The sequence below is a fragment of the Ignicoccus sp. genome (assembly GCF_056435145.1).
The window spans coordinates 1-14,663 of record NZ_JBWNMZ010000021.1 but is presented as its reverse complement, the minus strand read 5'-3'; the positions used below and the strand labels follow the sequence as shown (position 1 = coordinate 14,663).

The following is a 14,663-nucleotide window of genomic DNA, read 5'->3' as shown; positions in this document are numbered from 1 at the left end:
AGTGGAGTCTCAAGAGAGGATAGAAAGATATATGCACGCCTACCATTGTCAAACAGCAAAATGGGTTTCGACGAATTCACAAGAATAGAAAGCTGAGAACGCGATTGCGAATACAACGGCAGTTGCCGGCGTGGGAGAGTATAGAAAGGGAGGGGTCAGGCGCCGGGAGACTTGTGGGAAAGTTACGGAAGAAACCAAAACTCAGCTGCGCCTTCCCGTCGAAGACGGAGGTTGTCGGGTAATGGTGAAACCGTTCGAGGTCGAGGCGAGGTTCCTCGTCGAGGAGGGGTTCCTAGAAAAGCTTCTGGCGGCAAACTTCAAGGTGCTAAAGAAATATAAGTTTACTGATTACTTTTACGAACCTCCTAACGGTTGGGAGGAGAACAAGGCGTTGAGGATAAGGGACTGGGGAGCGCGTTGTGAGGTGCTCTTCGATTCGATAGAGATAATCGAAAGGGACGGCTTGAAAGTTAAGAGGAGCAAGTTCAAGGAGGGTAAAGTGAAACTGTACGAGGGTTCCAAGGAGGAGTGCGAAAAACTTCTGGAGGAGATGGGCTTCGAGCGCAAATTCGTAATAGAAAAAGAAGAGGGCTACCTGCTCAGCAACGATAGGTACACGGTCGCGCTGGAGAGGATCTTCGGCAAATGGGTCGTAGAAGTGGAAGTAAACGGGGAAGACTTGGACGAGGCTATATCAGAAATGAAAACGATAATAAGAGAGTTAGGCTTGGACAGCCCCGTAGCGACCACCACGCGGGAGCTGGCTAAGGCGCTGGGGGAGGGCCGGCGTGAGCTCCTCCGTCGCCCGCTCGCAGAGGCCGAACGAGCTGTGCGTTCCGAACGCTCTCGGACGACGCCAAACGATTCGCCCATTAACTAGCTGGTTGCGCGCCCTAAACTGCCGAGGCTTGGACGCGGGACCTCCGAGCGGGCAGCCGTTGAACGGAAACAAGGGCTTTAATCCGACGATTCGGAAACAGACGGGGATATACCCTTTGGTGTACATCACCAGGAAGGTAGACGTCTTCGACGAGGAAAAGGTCGCCACGCCTCCGCAGCACCCTCCTTTAAAGAGGTTTACCGAACTGGTGGAGTGGTCCAGAACAGGCCCCTATAGCGGCTACGTACGCAGAATGGACCCCGCTACGGGGGAAGAAGTAATAATCTATGTCAAGCCCTAGAGCGGCCCTTCACCGACTGAGGCCCCCGTCGGTGGGGGACTCCGGCAGGAGTCGAGGGGTGAGGAAACGCCGATAGTCCGACCCCCCGGGGAGTCGGGGGTGAAGAGCGTTGCTAAAGGTCGACCCCTCGAGGAGGCCGTGGTTGGTGGCATATCTGACATTAAACTACCCGGACGAACAGACCTTCCTCAAAGCCTTGGAGTACTTGAGGGACAGAGCAGAACTAGTTGAGATAGGCATACCCCCTAAGTTCGCCAAATACGACGGACCCACCATAAGGAGGAGTTACAAGGCAGTGTCCGCCAGGGGCTTGGGGCTCGAGAACTTCGAGGAGGAGCTCCAAAGGGCGTGTGAGGTCCTTCCCGAGGAGAAAATAATAGTAATGACATATTATGACGACGTCAAGGAAAGTTACGAGGAGTTCTTGGAGAAAACGTGCGGAGGGGGGGTGCTCTTCGCTGACGCCGTTATAGATTACGCGGACCGCTTAGAGGAGATAGCTACGAAGGCTGAAGAGCACGACAAGAGCGCGGTATTCTTCGTCTCTCCTACGACCCCGGACCACGTGATAAGGAGGGCCGCGGAGCTCAGCCGCCCAGTGCTGTACTTGGGCGTCAGGCCGGCTACCGGGATTCCCCTACCCGTGGGCATACCTAACTTGCTGAGGAGGATAAAGTCTTTGACCGACAAGTACGTAATCGTAGGTTTCTGCCTGAAGGAGGACGAAGTCCCTCAGGCGGTTGAGTCGGGGGCGGACGGGGTGGTTGTTGGGAGCGCGCTTGTGAAGGCATTTGGCGAAGGCTTGGAGAGTTTCAAAAGGACTGTGGAAAAGTACTTGACCCTCCTCAACGCCCCCAAGCGATGAACGGCCCAACTGCGCTGTAGGAGCTCAAGCTTAAGATGATCTCGGACGTGACGGCGCTGGCCACCCCTCCGGCTATCGCACAGTAGGGCGCGCTCGGGGGCTCCACGAGCAAGCAGACTCCCCAAGATATGAGCCCGCCCACTCCCCCGGCCAGCGTCCCAGCGCCGGCGGTTTGCAGTACCCTCCTAGGGGACAAGAGGAACGCTATACCGGTGATTAGTATAAGTGTAATTATTGCCACCATGGTCATCGTGGTCACGCCCATCCCGGTCCAGCCGAGGGACCTTCAAAGGACCTTCCAAAAAGCTTGCGGGCTCGGGCGAGGTCGGCTTCTTCACTCCTCCGATCCGCGGAGCTCCTCCTCATCGCCCTCAAAATTCCTCCGGCCCTTCCCTCGCTCTGGGTCGGAACTCCGTTGCGCTTGCCCGTAGAGGTGCTGGGAAGGGTGCGGCCCGCCGAGCTCCCGAACTACCTCTTGCTCTTATTGAAGAAACCCGGCGAGTGGGAGCAAGTGACCCTCCCAGACGTGCGGGAGGCTGCCTTGCTCGTGTCCAAGAGGCTGAACTTCAAGCTGCTGAGACCCGCCGGCGGGCGCGAGGAGGAGGCCGAGCTCCTCAAAGAGGGCCACTGGAGGGCGGCCGGCCGGTGGGTTAGGGGCTGTCGTTGCTCTCCCGACCTCGGATACCCGTGTTACGAGGGGTGGGCGGAGCTCTTCGACGTTCGCTCTTGCTTCTCCTTCTCTCCCCGGTCCCACTACTTGACCGTCCCGGTGGCCCCTACAAATGGGGCCGATATCAAGTATCCATGGTTCTTCACCAGGGCTTACCACTTCGCTAGAGGAGCCGTCTTGGGAGCCTCCCCTCCAAGAGAGTTCTTCGAGATGGTCAAGCCCTACTTCGGCCCCGGGTGGGCCAACGCTATGGAGGCGGGGTTGAGAGCCCTCAACTTGGTATATTCGTTCGGAAACAACAAATATTCCGTCGAGGTGACAGAGCAGCTCCTCGCTTCGCTATTCTACATCTTAGTCAACATGGAAGTCGGGGTATATACGAGCAACCACACGATGTGTGACCTTTACGGCCTCACGGTCTCTTCTTTAGCATTGGGGAGGGCGTGGAGGCCCTTCGCTAAGGTTGCTTGGGAGGTAATGGATAGTATGACGTACGAGTTGAAGAAACAGCTGCAGGGGTGGGATTACGAGGGCTCCACCGCCTACCACTTGTTGGTCCTCGAAGGGGCGCTGGCCCTCCTTTACGCGGCGAGGGAGCTGGACCGGGGGTACTTCGAGAGAGTCTGGCCGAAGGTGAAGGCGCTCCTCTCGGAGGCCTCTGAGCTGTTGGCCAGCATAACATTGCCGGACTCGTCTTTCCCCTTGATCGGGGACAACGGGAGCGACAGGGCGTTAGTATTAGAGAGCTTGGAGTTTAACTACGCTTCCACCATCACAGCCCTAACGCTAGCGAGGAAGCTAGGCCTCTTAAGCTCCTTTCCCAAGTTGGAGGGCTTCGCCAAAGAGGAGGCTTTAAGAGTCTTGAACTCGTTGGAGGAACCCTACCCAGAGGAGAGGCTTCCCCGGAGCTCCGAGAGGCCCTGGCTTCACTCCTACAACGACGGGGAGCTGCTCGTTACTTTGGCTTGCGCCCCTACCCTCAAGGGCGCCCCTCCCGGTCACCACCACGACGACAAGGGGAGCTTCGCGGTCTGGAGGCGCGGCTGGGTAGTCTTGGACCCAGGCACCTTCACTTATACTGGAATGAAGGAAGTCAGAAACTTGATGAGGTCTAGTTACTTTCACAACGTATTGAGGGGGTGCTGCGTCTTCCCCAACACTTTTGACGCGTCGTGTAACTGTACTTGTAACTTCTACGATTTCATGAAGGTTGAGGTATTCCCAGGGTGGAGGAGGGAGGTATACGTTAAGAAGGATAGAGTAGTAATCAAGGACATAACCGAGTTCAAGGGAAATATGAGCTTAATGTTGCCAGCGGAACCCGAGCCTGAGGGCGACGCCCTCAAGCTCCCCAACGCCTCGATAAAGGTGCCCGGGGCGTACGACGTGAAGGAGGCATTCTACTCGCCCTCGTACGGAATTATTAAAAAAGGATACTTGATCAGGGTTTACGACGTAGGGCCAGGAGAGGCGGTGACGGAGGTGGTGTTTTGAAGTCCTTGGTCGCGCTAGCAGCCCTGCTGCTCCTCGCACTCGTGTTCGGCAAAGCCTTCTTCCTCGCCCTGGGAGTTCTAACGTACTTGTACTTGCTCTATGTGGCTTACAAGCTCATGGATTACTACGGAAAGGCCTTGAAGGCCGGCCGGAGCGCCGAGTACTACTCTAAAGAAGTCGTCGACGAGCTGAAGGCGTTGGTGAAGGCAATACACTTGGTCAAGTCCAAGGACCGCTAAACTTCTATCTTCTTCACCACAGTGTGGAAGGTATTCTTCCTGCACACCCTACAGTAGTGGTAGATCCTCCCCTTCCCAATGTTTTCCAAATCGTAGCTACCCAAGAAAAGCCACATCTGTCCGCAGTTCTCGCACCTCAAGTACCAGCTCGTCAAACGCGTTCCCCGAAAAGCGGGGTGGGGGAGAGTAATTTAGGCGAGAGCTTGAGCGGGAAAGAGGCGGTCGCCAAGAGGGCGGCGGAGCTGGTAGCCTCCGAGGCCCCGGAGGTCCTCGGGGTCGGCTCCGGGACCACCGTCAAGCTGTTCATAAAGTACCTCAAGGAGCTCGGCTTTTCCGGGCTGACCGTCCCCACCAGCTACGATACTGCCTTGGAACTCAAAAGACGTGGATTCAAGGTCTTGGACTTGTTGAGCGTCGACGAGGTGGAGCTCAGCGTGGACGGTGCGGACGAGGTCTTCGAGGTCGACGGCTCGCTGTACGCCGTGAAAGGCGGCGGGGCAGCGATGCTGAGGGAGAAGGTCCTTGCCTACGTGTCCCGGTTCCGGGTTTACATAGTTGACGAGGGAAAAGTGTCCAACTCCCCGTGCTCCCGAGGGGTTCCCGTGCCCGCCGAGGTGGTGCCCAGTTCCCTCCCGGCGGTTGCCAAAGGGCTGGAGCTCTTAGGCGTGGGCTGGAAGCTCAGGGAGGCCGGAGGGAAGCTGGGGCCCGTGGTCACCGATAACGGCAATTTGGTGATTGATATGGATTGCAAGAGCTCAATTAGGGTCATAGAAAAAGTGGAGGCCCTCCCCGGCGTGGCGGCCACCGGGCTGTTCGGCCCGGAGCTGATAGACAAGGTCTTGGTGGGCGAGAAGGGGGAACTGCCTTGAGGCCGAGGGCCTCGGCCCTCAAGTCCCTCTGCCCTAAGGAGAAGACCAAGGTGGGGATACCGGTAATAAAGGTGGTCAACGAGAGCCTCCCGGAGATAATGGTCTACCGGGGGGAGTCCGGGGACTACTTGGTCGCCGACGACTTCTGTACTTGTCCCTCCTTCTTGAGGAACTTAGACGTGGGGAAGTTGGAACCTTGTAAGCACGTGTGCGCGGAGAAGAGGTCCACCGAACGCACAATCTTGGTCCTTGAGAACGAGGACTTTGACATGCTCTTAATCTCTTTGTTGGCACACGAGAGGAGCGCAACTTTAAACCTTCTCTTGGCGACGCACGAGGGTGAGCTAAGTGGGGAGGAGGAGAAGGAGGAGGAAGATAATAGTTAGGAGGCCGACGCTGCCCACCGTTTTCCAGTGCCCTAACTGTGGGGCACACGCGCTGATAATAGATATAATTCAAAATAAAAAGACGAAGGAAATGAAGGCCATAATAAGGTGCGCCGAGTGCGGGTTGGTCCACGAGGAGCCCGTGGAGAGTCCCATAATTGATAGGGCCGTCATATACGGTCGCTTCATAGACAAGTTCTACGCAGGCGAGATAAAGGTCCCCGAGGGCGGCGAGGAAGAGGAGTAAAGATGGGGGCTTACGACGAGCTGATGAAGAGAAGGGGGAGGGCGCTCCTCCCGTTGTTAGACCCGGACAAGGTGCTGTCCCAAGAGGAGTACTATGAGAGGGCGGTTAAGGCATTGTGCCGTTACGCTACCACCTTCTTGGTGGGCGGAAGTACCGGGGTCGGGCAGATAGAGGCCGAGAAGACGGTCGCGCTCGTCAAGAGGAACTGCGACAGGCCCGTCACGCTGTTCCCCGGGAGCCCTTGCCAAGTGGCCCCCTCGGCCGATGCCATACTCTTCATGAGCCTGCTCAACAGCACCAACCGGAAGTACTTGATAGATTATCAATTAGAAGGCTCCTTGCTAGTGTATAGGTACGGCTTGGAGGCCATCCCGACGGCTTACATAATAGTTGGGGAAGGCAAGACGGCGGGCTGGGTGGGGGAGGCAAAGGTCATACCCCCTCACAAGCCCGAGCTCTTGAGCATGTACGTCCTCACGGCGAAGTACTTGGGCTTTAAGTTAGTATACCTAGAGGCTGGGAGCGGGGCAGAGAGGGGCGTTCCCCCCGAGGCGGTGAGGCTCGCCAAGAAACTCTTAGGAGAGGACGTCGTCTTGATAGTTGGTGGCGGGATAAAAGACGAGGAGGCGGCGAACGAGGCCCTCCGCGCGGGGGCAGACGGAGTAGTGGTGGGCACGGTAGTGGAAAGGGACCTAAGCGCTGCCGAGAGGATAGCCCGAAGGGTGGCGGGTTGGACCTAGAGGACGCCGTCAAGTTCTTACTTGAGAAGGGAATGGACAAGGATCAAATAATCAGCCTGGTCCTTCCCTTCCTAACTGTTAGGAAGGGGATGAGCTTAGAACGGGCTCTGGAGTTCGCCGAGGGCCTTTACGAGGACGTGGTGGGGATCCTCTCCAACTCCGGCCCCTACGCCCCCTCGCCTCTGGGCTTGAGGGTCGGGGAGGGAGGGGTGGGCAGTAGGGGGTTGGGGGACTGGACAGTCCACGAGGCCTTAACCTCCCTCTCGGGCAGCGGGGACGCCGCTAGGGCGGGCGACCTCCTCTTGGCGGTCGACGGCTTCCACTCGCGCTTGAGCTCTGTACCCTTGCTGATGGGTTTTCATGCCGTGAGGGCGGCGGTTAGGGACGTCATGGTCTCCGGGGGCGCGCCGCTGGCGAGCTTAATAGACGTACACCTAGCCGACGACACGGACGTAGCGTACTTGTTGGACGTCACGGCCGGAGCTTACGTGGCCGGCGAGCTCACGGGCGCGCCCCTCGTGGGGGGAAGCACCTTGAGGATAGGGGGTGACGCGGTGATAGGGAGTAGGGTCACCGGCGGCGCCTTCGCGGTGGGGAAGAGGGTTAGGGACTGGTCGCGCTTCAACGCCTCTCCGGGGGACGAGCTGTACGCCACGGTAGGCAAGGGCGGCGGCACCGTAACTGCTTACGCATTGACCCACGGAAGGCCAGAGCTCGTAAAGTTAACCCTAAACGTAGACTTCGTTAATGAAATTAAGATAGCTATGAAAGAGAACTGCGTCAAGGGAGCCTTCGACTGGACGAACGGCGGCATAATGTTAGACGCATTTGAGATATCAAACAAAGTCGGCGTCAAGGTAGTTCTCTCGAAGAGCGTGTACCGCGCTATCCACCCGGAGCTTCTAAAAGCATTCGAGGAGGATGGCATAGATCCTTTGAGGACAAGCGTGGACTCAGTGGTATTCATAGCGGAGAGGGGTTGCAAGCTCCCTTTCGTCAAGATAGGGGAAGTGGAGGCCGGCAAGGGAGTATTCTTGGAGGACGAGGAGCTGGCGCCGGCCTTCAGGGAGGCGCCCTACACCCACTTGAAGAGGGCCGTCGAGGGGCTCGGGAGGGGGGCGGACCTCGAGGAGTTGAGAGACTACCTCACGAGGAGGATAGAAGAGTTGAGGGGGGAGGTCCTTGGAGTACGACGAGGTCCACTGGAAAATTCTGAGGAAGAAGAGAGAGAAAGCAATTAAGGTCATGGAGAGGCTGGCCCCCTTCTCGCCGGTGGTCCACGGCTCCGTCGCCAGGGGGGACGTCACCGAGGACAGCGACGTGGACGTCGCTATACTCTTCCCCGTGGAGCCTTACAAGGTGGAGGCGGCTTTGGGGTTTAGCAAGTCGCACGGGTACATAATCATGGCCACTCCCCGCAGCACGCCGAAGGTATACCTAGCCTTGGACGAGTCCGAGGAAGTGGTAGTATCCTTCCCGTTGGGGAAACTGACCAATAAGGAGAGGGAGTTCTACGCCTTTGGGGGAGAGCTGGAGTTGAGGGGACTCAAGGAGGGAAGGAGGGTGCCGGGAGTGAACAAGGAGCTCCTCCTCATAATTCCAACCCCTTACGGTCATGAGGAAGAACCCGTAATAGGGAGGGAGGAGCACGTGGCCAAAGTCCTGGGCATAAGTGCGGAAACAGTGAAGGAGAGGGTCAGATTGCTCATGAAGAGGAAGGAGAAGGGACGCACGGGGGTTTTCTTGGAGTTCAAGTTTTGGGGCCCGGCGGAGGAGGCGCTTCACGCGCTGGCCAAGAAGAACAAGGCCTTCAGAAGGAGGGCGGTCGAGGAAGGCATTCTATAAGTCGAGAGGTATTAATGGGGTCTGCTCCTAATAAGTTTTGCGTACCCTATAACGCACCGGGTGTTCAGATGGATCTGGACAAGTTAGCGGAAATATCAATAAGAATTGCTAGCAGGATGAGGATAAAGGAAGAAATGCTGGAGGGCCTCGACGAAGAGGAGCTGGAGGCGGCCAAGAGAGTAGCTGAGATGGTGAGGGAAGAGAGGAAGGGGCTGGTGTACTGTGCCATATGCGCCAAGGGGAGCTTCACCAAGAGGGGCTTTTACTTACACTTGATGAGGGTTCACAAGGACGACATCAAGGTCTTACTCGAAAGGGAGCTCAGCGCCCCCCTCGCGGGTCAGTAGGGGCGAAAGGCTCTCACCGCTCAACATTGGAGTCACTCCTCATCCCCAAGAAGGCCAGGACGTCTTCCCCCTTAATGAGGGGTATCCCCAAGGACCTCGAGAGCTGTTCGGCCCTCTCCAAGCTCGCAGACTTCCCGTAGTCCAGCACCTCCGCGAATGCGACCGCGGGGGTTAGGCCCAAGGCATCTAACAGCCTCACGCTGAGCTCGGTGTGGCCCCTCCTCTCTTCCAGCTTAGAGGCCAAGAGCACCGGAACGTGGCCGGGGGCGTAGAACTCCTCTTCGAACTTCCTCCTCGCCTCCTCCGGGTCGCTCGAGGCCAGCTCCACGACCTCCGCGAGCTTCCTTATGGTCAGCGCCCTGTCTTCGTCACTTATCCCCGTTCTGACGTCCACGTGGTTCACCCACACCGAGAACGCCGGGTAGTCGCCGTACTTGGGCTTCTTGATTAATTTGGAGTATCCGTGCTTTGCCAAGAACTTCCAAGCCTTCTCCAGCCCCAGGGCCGTGCCCACTTCCTCCGTGGTCGCGAAGCACACCAGCCCCCCGGCCAAGGACCTCAAGCTGTAAACGCTGGCCGCGGTGACGGCCGGGGCGTAGTAAACCAAGTCCACTTCTTCCTCCCTCCCCGGGAAGTCAAACAGCATGAATGGCGCTCCCGAGAGAAGCCTTTCCTTCAGCCGTCGCATCCACGAGACCGCCAACACAACAAAGGAATTTAATATTAAAGTTGCCGTCGCGTGAAGGGAAGACCTTGCTCTGTCACTACCCTGGTTGTAGCACTAGAGGTATTGGTGAGGATATGGAAATAGCAACCCGGAACGTGTTAAAGGCACTTGGCGTGGAGTACAAGGAGATCGAGGGGTGGGTGTGTTGCGGCACCGGAGTCGTCGAGGACGCCTCTCCTCTGGGCAGCGCGGTACTAGTGGCCTCTAACTTGAGCCTCGCGAAAGAGCAAGGTTGCAAGAGCGTCTTCACCGCGTGCGGGATATGTGCCGCCCAGCTTATGTTCTGGAAGAGCAGGATGGATAAGGAAGAGTCGTTGAGGGAGGAGGTTAAGGATCTGCTGGAGAGCAAGCACTTGAAGTTCGACATAGACGTGAAGCTGCTTCACATACTAGACTTACTTCTCGACAAGTTCAAGGAGGAACACGTCAAGAGACCCTTGTACGACTTGAGGGTCTCGCTTTACCCGGGCTGCGGCGCGAAGAAGTTCTACAACTTCTACCAAGGTAAGGACGTATTTAAAATGATGGAAGAGGTAGTCAAGAAGACTGGGGCCGAGGTGGTGAGGAGGGTCGACACGTGCTGCGGCTTCCCATTAATGACGTACGACAAGAAGGTCGCAACAAGCTTGGCTAGGAAGGTGGTCAGCGAGAGCGCCGGGGCGGACGTAATAGTTACTCTCTGCCCCTTCTGCCAGTACCAGCTCGACACCTCCCAGAAGGAGATGCCGGTCTGGCACCTCCACCAGCTCGTGGGCTACTCCATGGGGCTCTCGGAAGAGGAACTGGGCTTGGACAAACACGTCAACAAGCTCTGATTTGTGCCCCCGCAACCGTCCCGCCGTCACCGTCCGCACCGGCGGCCTCCGGCGGGCGTGAGCGCGGGGTCCGTTATTCGTATTAACTAGCTTATTAAAACATAACAGCGCGGGAGTAATGAACGTTAAGAGGCTGAAAGTTCGCTTATTGACCCCACCGGAGGACGTGAGCTGGGGGCCTAGGTACATAGCAACCGCTTTGGGAACCAAGGGCTTCCAAGTAGTAGAGCCCCATGAGGGTAAGATGGTACTGGACAAGCCGGAGCCCCACGTGCACTCGGTGCTCTGGACCTCCCAAGGGATGCTGTATTTGGGTACGGACGATAAAATAATTGTACTAGATAGGAACTTGGGAGAGACCAAGTACTCGTTCGACGTCCCGTCCCAAGTAGAGCACATGGTGGAGACTAAGGATAAGAAGGTACTCGCCGTAGGGGAGGGGTGGTTGGCCAAGGTGGAGGGTAAAGGGATAGAGATATTCAACGTGGGCTACTCGGTCTGGAGGGTGGCCGGCAAGGGCGAGTTGGCCGCTTTGGGAAGCAAGGAGGGGAAGCTTCTGATTTTTAATCTGAACAAAGGAAAGGTGATCTGGAGCACCGACTTCCAGTCCGTGATAACGGGCGTCTCGTGGGGCCCGTTCTTGTTGGCGTCCGACGCCAGCGGTCATATCTATTCTATAAATACCAAGGACGAATCTTTCGAATTCAGAGTACTTGCGAAGTACAAGAACGTCTCGGACGTAATGTGGAACCCCAAGGGAGACGAGATAGTGGTCTCTGTGAGTTCGGAGAAGAGGCTGGCCTTCTTGAACCAGCTAGGTTCGGAGGTCGGTTCGGTGGAACTCGAGGGCACGCCGACCTCGCTGGACTACTCGCCGACTTCCATCGAGGTGGTTGTAGTGCTCGAAAACGGGGAGCTGGAGACCGTGGCGACGCCCAAGGCAGGCAAGGTCGTGGAGGAGTTGGTGAAGGCCAGCAACTGCATAAAGGAGGGTAGGGTCGTTTGCGAGGCCCTAGAGAAGGCCTTGTGGCGTACCATAGGCATGTTAGCTCCCGACGTGAATGTCGACGAGTTCTACGCGTTGAAACAACTGGGTGAGAAGATGGCAGAGTCCTTGGTTTGCCTCCAAAAGAGGATTACTGACTTGAGAAAGGTAATTAGGAACATAGTAACTTTGGAGGACGTGGTAGAGGTCCTAAAGGGGGGCTGCGACAGGTTCGAAGGGTGGCTGGACACTATAGTGAACAACGCTAGCTGTATAGTTAAGCTTTCAGAGGAGTTGGAGAAGTTGTTCGACATAGCCAGTGCAGACTTGTTGGCGGCCCAAGTGCCGACCTCCGTGCACTTGGCCGAACTGATGGGCTGCGAAAGGGCCCTAGAGTTGGTCAAGTGTGCAATAAAAACTTACAAGAAGATGAAAGACTTGTGGGACGCAGAGGAGGAGCTCGGGGTGAGCTTGCCGCCTCCGGGGGAGGTGGTGGTTTACTTGTTCCTCACCGGAGACTGCGAGGACGTCTACCAGAAGGTTTCCAAGCTCTCGGAGCTCAAGGAGCTCGCGCGCCAGAGGGCCGCGGAAGGGGACGTGGAGAGCGTTATAAAGATCGTCAAGGAGGCTAACGTAATAGCGGAGGAGCTCCGGGACAAGGTGGAGAACGCCCTACCCGAAGGAATTCTAGAGTAATACTCGGCCCCTCGTCCAAAAGCGACGTCGCCGTGCACTAGACTCGCGCCGGGCTACGAATGATAGAGGCGGTCTACCAACGGTCTTGTCCCTCTTGCGGAGGCGACGTGGAAAGGAAGAGGCTCCTCGCAGGCCTCCCTTGTTCTAAGTGCTCCGAACCCCGGGGGCTGCTCGCCTGGAAGGAGGAGTTGGAAGAGGCGTACGAGGAGTTCGCCGAGTTCTTCAAGAAGACCTACGGCTTCGAGCTCTGGGGGCCGCAAAGGGCTTGGGCTAAGCTCGCGCTCAGCGGCTTCGACGCGGTCCTCTTGGCCCCCACGGGCACCGGGAAGAGCACCTTCCTCGCCGCCCTGTCCTCGTTCTTAAAGAAGAAAAGGAAGAAGGTGCTCTACGTAGTTCCCTCCAAGAGCTTGGAGGCACAAGTGAGGGAGAGGCTGACAGAGGAGGTAGACGTAATAACGGCGAGGAAGTTGGTGCGCGACCCGAGGGCGTACCGGGGTTACGACGTTTACGTCTTCGACGACGTGGACTCTGTGATGAAGTCGCCCAAGAGCGCGACGGCCCTCATAATTGCCTTGGGTTTGGAGGAGGCCGTGTCCATAGTGAACGAGATGGTCGACATGATAAAGAGGGGACTGGTTGAAGGGGACGGGGGGAAACGCTACGAGGAGTTGAAGGCGAGGCTCGAGGAGCTGAAGGAGGAGAAAGGGCCTCAAGTAATAATGGCCTCCGCCACCGCGGGCGGAGGCAGCTTGACGGCCAAGCTAATGCTCTCCTTGCTCGGCCTCTCCCCCGCGAGCGCCCCGCCGGCCATCAGGTACGTCGACGACGTAAAGCTGTTCTACGAAGACCCTGTCGAGGGGGTCGTGGAGACCGTTCGACGCTTCGTGTCGAAGGGTTTCAAGGGAATAGTTTTCGTACACGAGGGCTTCCCAATAGAGGAGGTGGAGAAGGCCCTCAGGGAGAAGGGGGTAGCGGCGGAGGTAACCAAGTCCGGGAGGCTGAAGCCCTTGAAAAAGTTAGAGAAGGGAGAGCTAGACGTGATCGTGGCATACTCCTCGAGGTATGGCGTGGTAGCGAGGGGCATAGATATGCCGGACGTGATAAGGTTTGCCGTGTTCTTGAGGCCGCCCTTCAAAAAGTTCGACTTGGAGAAAGGCTTGAACAACCCACTAACTCTCCTCAGAGTCATGAAAAAGCTGGAGATGAAAGAGGAGAGCGTCAAGCTGTTCAAGGCCCTGTCCAAATTGAGTGACGTGGAGCTCGCCCTACTCCGAAGGGCTATGGAGGAGGACGGAGACGTCGGAGGGTTCTTGGGGAACGTGCTATCTCTCTTGAAGGAAACGAAAATAAAGGTTTTGGAATTATTGAAGGAGAGGAAGGTAGTGGACAATGGGATAGTAATAAAGAACGGGAAGATATACTTATTAGACTCCAAGACTTATCTGCAAGCCTCCGGGAGGACCTCCCGCCTCACCCCTAAGGGGATGACGCACGGAGTCAGCGTGGTGGTCTACGACGACGAAGACTTAATGAATGCATTCGAGAAAGACTTGAAAGATAGGGTGGAATTTAAGGAGGAGCTCGTTATGCCGAAGGGTCCTAAGCCAGTAAAGGCTAAAAACGTACTAATTGTAGTTGAATCCCCAACTAAGGCTAAGACTTTCGCAAAGGTAATGGGGGGAGGAGGGAGGATCGAAGTCGGAGGGGTCCCTGCGCACTTGGCGGTCCACGAGCTCGAGGGAGAGGCGCTCTTCGCCTTCATAGTGGCCACCAAGGGCCACTTGTTCGACATAACTCTGGACGACGTAGGGACCTACGGCGTAGAGCTGGGGGACCCCATAAGGGTCTACTACGCCCCAGTGAACCGTTGTAGGAGGTGTAACCTCGCTTGGGCCTCCTCGGACCCGAAGTGCCCCAAGTGCGGTCTCCCGGCCGAGAGCTCTACTAAGGTGGTGGATGTTTTGAGGAAGTTGGCGGCCGTGGTAGACGAGGTCTACTTGGCGACGGACCCGGACGAGGAGGGGGAGAAGATAGCTTGGGACGTAATGGCTATGATATTTCCATTCAATACCAACATAAAGCGCGTGAAGTACTACGAGGTCACCTTGAGGGGCCTCCGGGAGGCCCTCTCTTCCCCAACGGGAGTTGACGAGGGAGTGGTTAGATCTCAGATAGTCAGGAGGTTGGACGACAGGCTGGTTGGCTTCGCCGTGAGTGAGAGGTTGAAGGCGACTTTCGGCGACCCCAACCACGGGCTGGGAAGGGTCCAAGGCCCGGTCCTCAAGTTCGTGGTGGAGAGGGCTAGAGCTAGGAAGGCCGCCACCGGGTACTCGGTCAAGCTTATCTTGTCCAACGGAGATAGCATAAGGCTGTTTGTAAAAACCAAGGAAGAGGCGTTTAAGCTGGCCTCGGTCGAGAGGGTCAAGGTCCTCAAGGTAGAGGAGTCCGTGGAGGAGCTAAAGCCCTTGCCCCCCTACACGACCGACACCATGCTCGAGGACGCCTCCAAGCTGGGCTTGGACCCTTCAAAGACCATGAGGATAGCCCAAGACCTCTT

Annotated in this window: 18 protein-coding genes; 15 read left to right on the top strand and 3 right to left on the bottom strand. The window is 57.0% G+C overall.

What is annotated here, in order from left to right; translation table 11 throughout:
- Positions 1–241 precede the first annotated feature (241 nt).
- The 3 genes from AC1HCZ_RS07155 to AC1HCZ_RS07145 all read left to right on the top strand — a co-directional run bounded on the left by AC1HCZ_RS07155 (position 242) and on the right by AC1HCZ_RS07145 (position 2,046).
- Entirely contained in the window at positions 242–880 is a 639-nt protein-coding gene (locus tag AC1HCZ_RS07155) for a CYTH domain-containing protein (RefSeq protein WP_479462858.1), read from the top strand.
- Positions 881–995: 115 nt separating this feature from the next.
- The gene (locus tag AC1HCZ_RS07150; protein WP_479462857.1) at positions 996–1,181 is read left to right on the top strand and encodes a hypothetical protein; all 186 of its coding nucleotides are present in this window, start codon (positions 996–998) and stop codon (positions 1,179–1,181) included.
- Between the two features lie 109 nt (positions 1,182–1,290).
- A complete protein-coding gene (locus AC1HCZ_RS07145) occupies positions 1,291–2,046 on the top strand; it encodes a tryptophan synthase subunit alpha (protein WP_479462856.1) in 756 nt (251 codons plus the stop codon).
- Here the strand turns inward: AC1HCZ_RS07145 and AC1HCZ_RS07140 are convergent.
- Positions 2,027–2,311: a hypothetical protein gene (locus AC1HCZ_RS07140; protein ID WP_479462855.1), complete on the bottom strand. Its 285-nt coding sequence runs from the start codon at positions 2,309–2,311 to the stop codon at positions 2,027–2,029. The genes AC1HCZ_RS07145 and AC1HCZ_RS07140 overlap by 20 nt on opposite strands.
- Positions 2,312–2,461: 150 nt before the next feature.
- Between AC1HCZ_RS07140 and AC1HCZ_RS07135 the strand changes: the two genes are divergently transcribed.
- The gene (locus tag AC1HCZ_RS07135; protein ID WP_479462854.1) at positions 2,462–4,210 is read left to right on the top strand and encodes a heparinase II/III domain-containing protein; all 1,749 of its coding nucleotides are present in this window, start codon (positions 2,462–2,464) and stop codon (positions 4,208–4,210) included.
- The gene (locus AC1HCZ_RS07130) at positions 4,207–4,449 is read left to right on the top strand and encodes a hypothetical protein (protein ID WP_479462853.1); all 243 of its coding nucleotides are present in this window, start codon (positions 4,207–4,209) and stop codon (positions 4,447–4,449) included. The genes AC1HCZ_RS07135 and AC1HCZ_RS07130 overlap by 4 nt, the downstream gene beginning before the upstream one ends.
- On the opposite strand, the gene AC1HCZ_RS07125 is transcribed toward AC1HCZ_RS07130, so the two are convergent.
- Positions 4,446–4,604 (bottom strand): hypothetical protein, encoded by a 159-nt coding sequence (locus AC1HCZ_RS07125; RefSeq protein ID WP_479462852.1) that lies wholly within the window; start codon positions 4,602–4,604, stop codon positions 4,446–4,448. The two genes, AC1HCZ_RS07130 and AC1HCZ_RS07125, sit on opposite strands and share 4 nt — an antisense overlap.
- Positions 4,605–4,652: 48 nt before the next feature.
- Here AC1HCZ_RS07125 and rpiA point away from each other — a divergent pair, with 48 nt between their 5' ends.
- From rpiA to AC1HCZ_RS07090, 7 genes are all read left to right on the top strand, one after another.
- Positions 4,653–5,318 carry a ribose 5-phosphate isomerase A gene (gene rpiA / locus AC1HCZ_RS07120; RefSeq protein ID WP_479462851.1) on the top strand — a complete coding sequence of 222 codons (666 nt, stop codon included), beginning with the start codon at positions 4,653–4,655 and terminating at the stop codon, positions 5,316–5,318.
- A complete protein-coding gene (locus AC1HCZ_RS07115; protein WP_479462850.1) occupies positions 5,315–5,704 on the top strand; it encodes a hypothetical protein in 390 nt (129 codons plus the stop codon). Before rpiA ends, AC1HCZ_RS07115 begins: the two co-directional genes overlap by 4 nt.
- Positions 5,667–5,951, top strand: coding sequence for an HVO_0476 family zinc finger protein (locus tag AC1HCZ_RS07110; RefSeq protein WP_479462849.1), 285 nt, complete (start codon positions 5,667–5,669; stop codon positions 5,949–5,951). The genes AC1HCZ_RS07115 and AC1HCZ_RS07110 overlap by 38 nt, the downstream gene beginning before the upstream one ends.
- 2 nt (positions 5,952–5,953) lie before the next feature.
- Positions 5,954–6,691, top strand: coding sequence for a phosphoglycerol geranylgeranyltransferase (locus AC1HCZ_RS07105; RefSeq protein ID WP_479462848.1), 738 nt, complete (start codon positions 5,954–5,956; stop codon positions 6,689–6,691).
- Positions 6,682–7,932 carry an AIR synthase related protein gene (locus tag AC1HCZ_RS07100; protein ID WP_479462847.1) on the top strand — a complete coding sequence of 417 codons (1,251 nt, stop codon included), beginning with the start codon at positions 6,682–6,684 and terminating at the stop codon, positions 7,930–7,932. Before AC1HCZ_RS07105 ends, AC1HCZ_RS07100 begins: the two co-directional genes overlap by 10 nt.
- Positions 7,874–8,536 (top strand): nucleotidyltransferase domain-containing protein, encoded by a 663-nt coding sequence (locus tag AC1HCZ_RS07095; RefSeq protein ID WP_479462846.1) that lies wholly within the window; start codon positions 7,874–7,876, stop codon positions 8,534–8,536. The genes AC1HCZ_RS07100 and AC1HCZ_RS07095 overlap by 59 nt, the downstream gene beginning before the upstream one ends.
- Positions 8,537–8,604: 68 nt before the next feature.
- Positions 8,605–8,883, top strand: a complete 279-nt coding sequence (locus AC1HCZ_RS07090) for a hypothetical protein (RefSeq protein ID WP_479462845.1) — start codon at positions 8,605–8,607, stop codon at positions 8,881–8,883.
- Between the two features lie 13 nt (positions 8,884–8,896).
- Here AC1HCZ_RS07090 and AC1HCZ_RS07085 read toward each other — a convergent pair whose 3' ends face one another.
- Positions 8,897–9,571: a 3,4-dihydroxy-2-butanone-4-phosphate synthase gene (locus tag AC1HCZ_RS07085; RefSeq protein ID WP_479462844.1), complete on the bottom strand. Its 675-nt coding sequence runs from the start codon at positions 9,569–9,571 to the stop codon at positions 8,897–8,899.
- A gap of 65 nt (positions 9,572–9,636) precedes the next feature.
- Here AC1HCZ_RS07085 and AC1HCZ_RS07080 point away from each other — a divergent pair, with 65 nt between their 5' ends.
- From AC1HCZ_RS07080 to AC1HCZ_RS07070, 3 genes are all read left to right on the top strand, one after another.
- Positions 9,637–10,425, top strand: coding sequence for a heterodisulfide reductase-related iron-sulfur binding cluster (locus AC1HCZ_RS07080; protein WP_479462843.1), 789 nt, complete (start codon positions 9,637–9,639; stop codon positions 10,423–10,425).
- A gap of 118 nt (positions 10,426–10,543) precedes the next feature.
- Positions 10,544–12,106, top strand: coding sequence for a hypothetical protein (locus tag AC1HCZ_RS07075; protein ID WP_479462842.1), 1,563 nt, complete (start codon positions 10,544–10,546; stop codon positions 12,104–12,106).
- 59 nt (positions 12,107–12,165) lie between these two features.
- Positions 12,166–14,663: DNA topoisomerase (locus AC1HCZ_RS07070; RefSeq protein ID WP_479462841.1), on the top strand; the 2,498-nt coding region annotated here is incomplete at its 3' end.

Bases quoted from the DNA above. Each gene is read 5' to 3' on its own strand.
- AC1HCZ_RS07140 (WP_479462855.1), bottom strand. From the start codon at position 2,311: ATGGGCGTGACCACGATGACCATGGTGGCAATAATTACACTTATACTA.
- AC1HCZ_RS07105 (WP_479462848.1), top strand. From the start codon at position 5,954: ATGGGGGCTTACGACGAGCTGATGAAGAGAAGGGGGAGGGCGCTCCTC.
- AC1HCZ_RS07085 (WP_479462844.1), bottom strand. From the start codon at position 9,571: ATGCGACGGCTGAAGGAAAGGCTTCTCTCGGGAGCGCCATTCATGCTG.
- AC1HCZ_RS07155 (WP_479462858.1), top strand. From the start codon at position 242: ATGGTGAAACCGTTCGAGGTCGAGGCGAGGTTCCTCGTCGAGGAGGGG.
- AC1HCZ_RS07090 (WP_479462845.1), top strand. From the start codon at position 8,605: ATGGATCTGGACAAGTTAGCGGAAATATCAATAAGAATTGCTAGCAGG.
- AC1HCZ_RS07075 (WP_479462842.1), top strand. From the start codon at position 10,544: ATGAACGTTAAGAGGCTGAAAGTTCGCTTATTGACCCCACCGGAGGAC.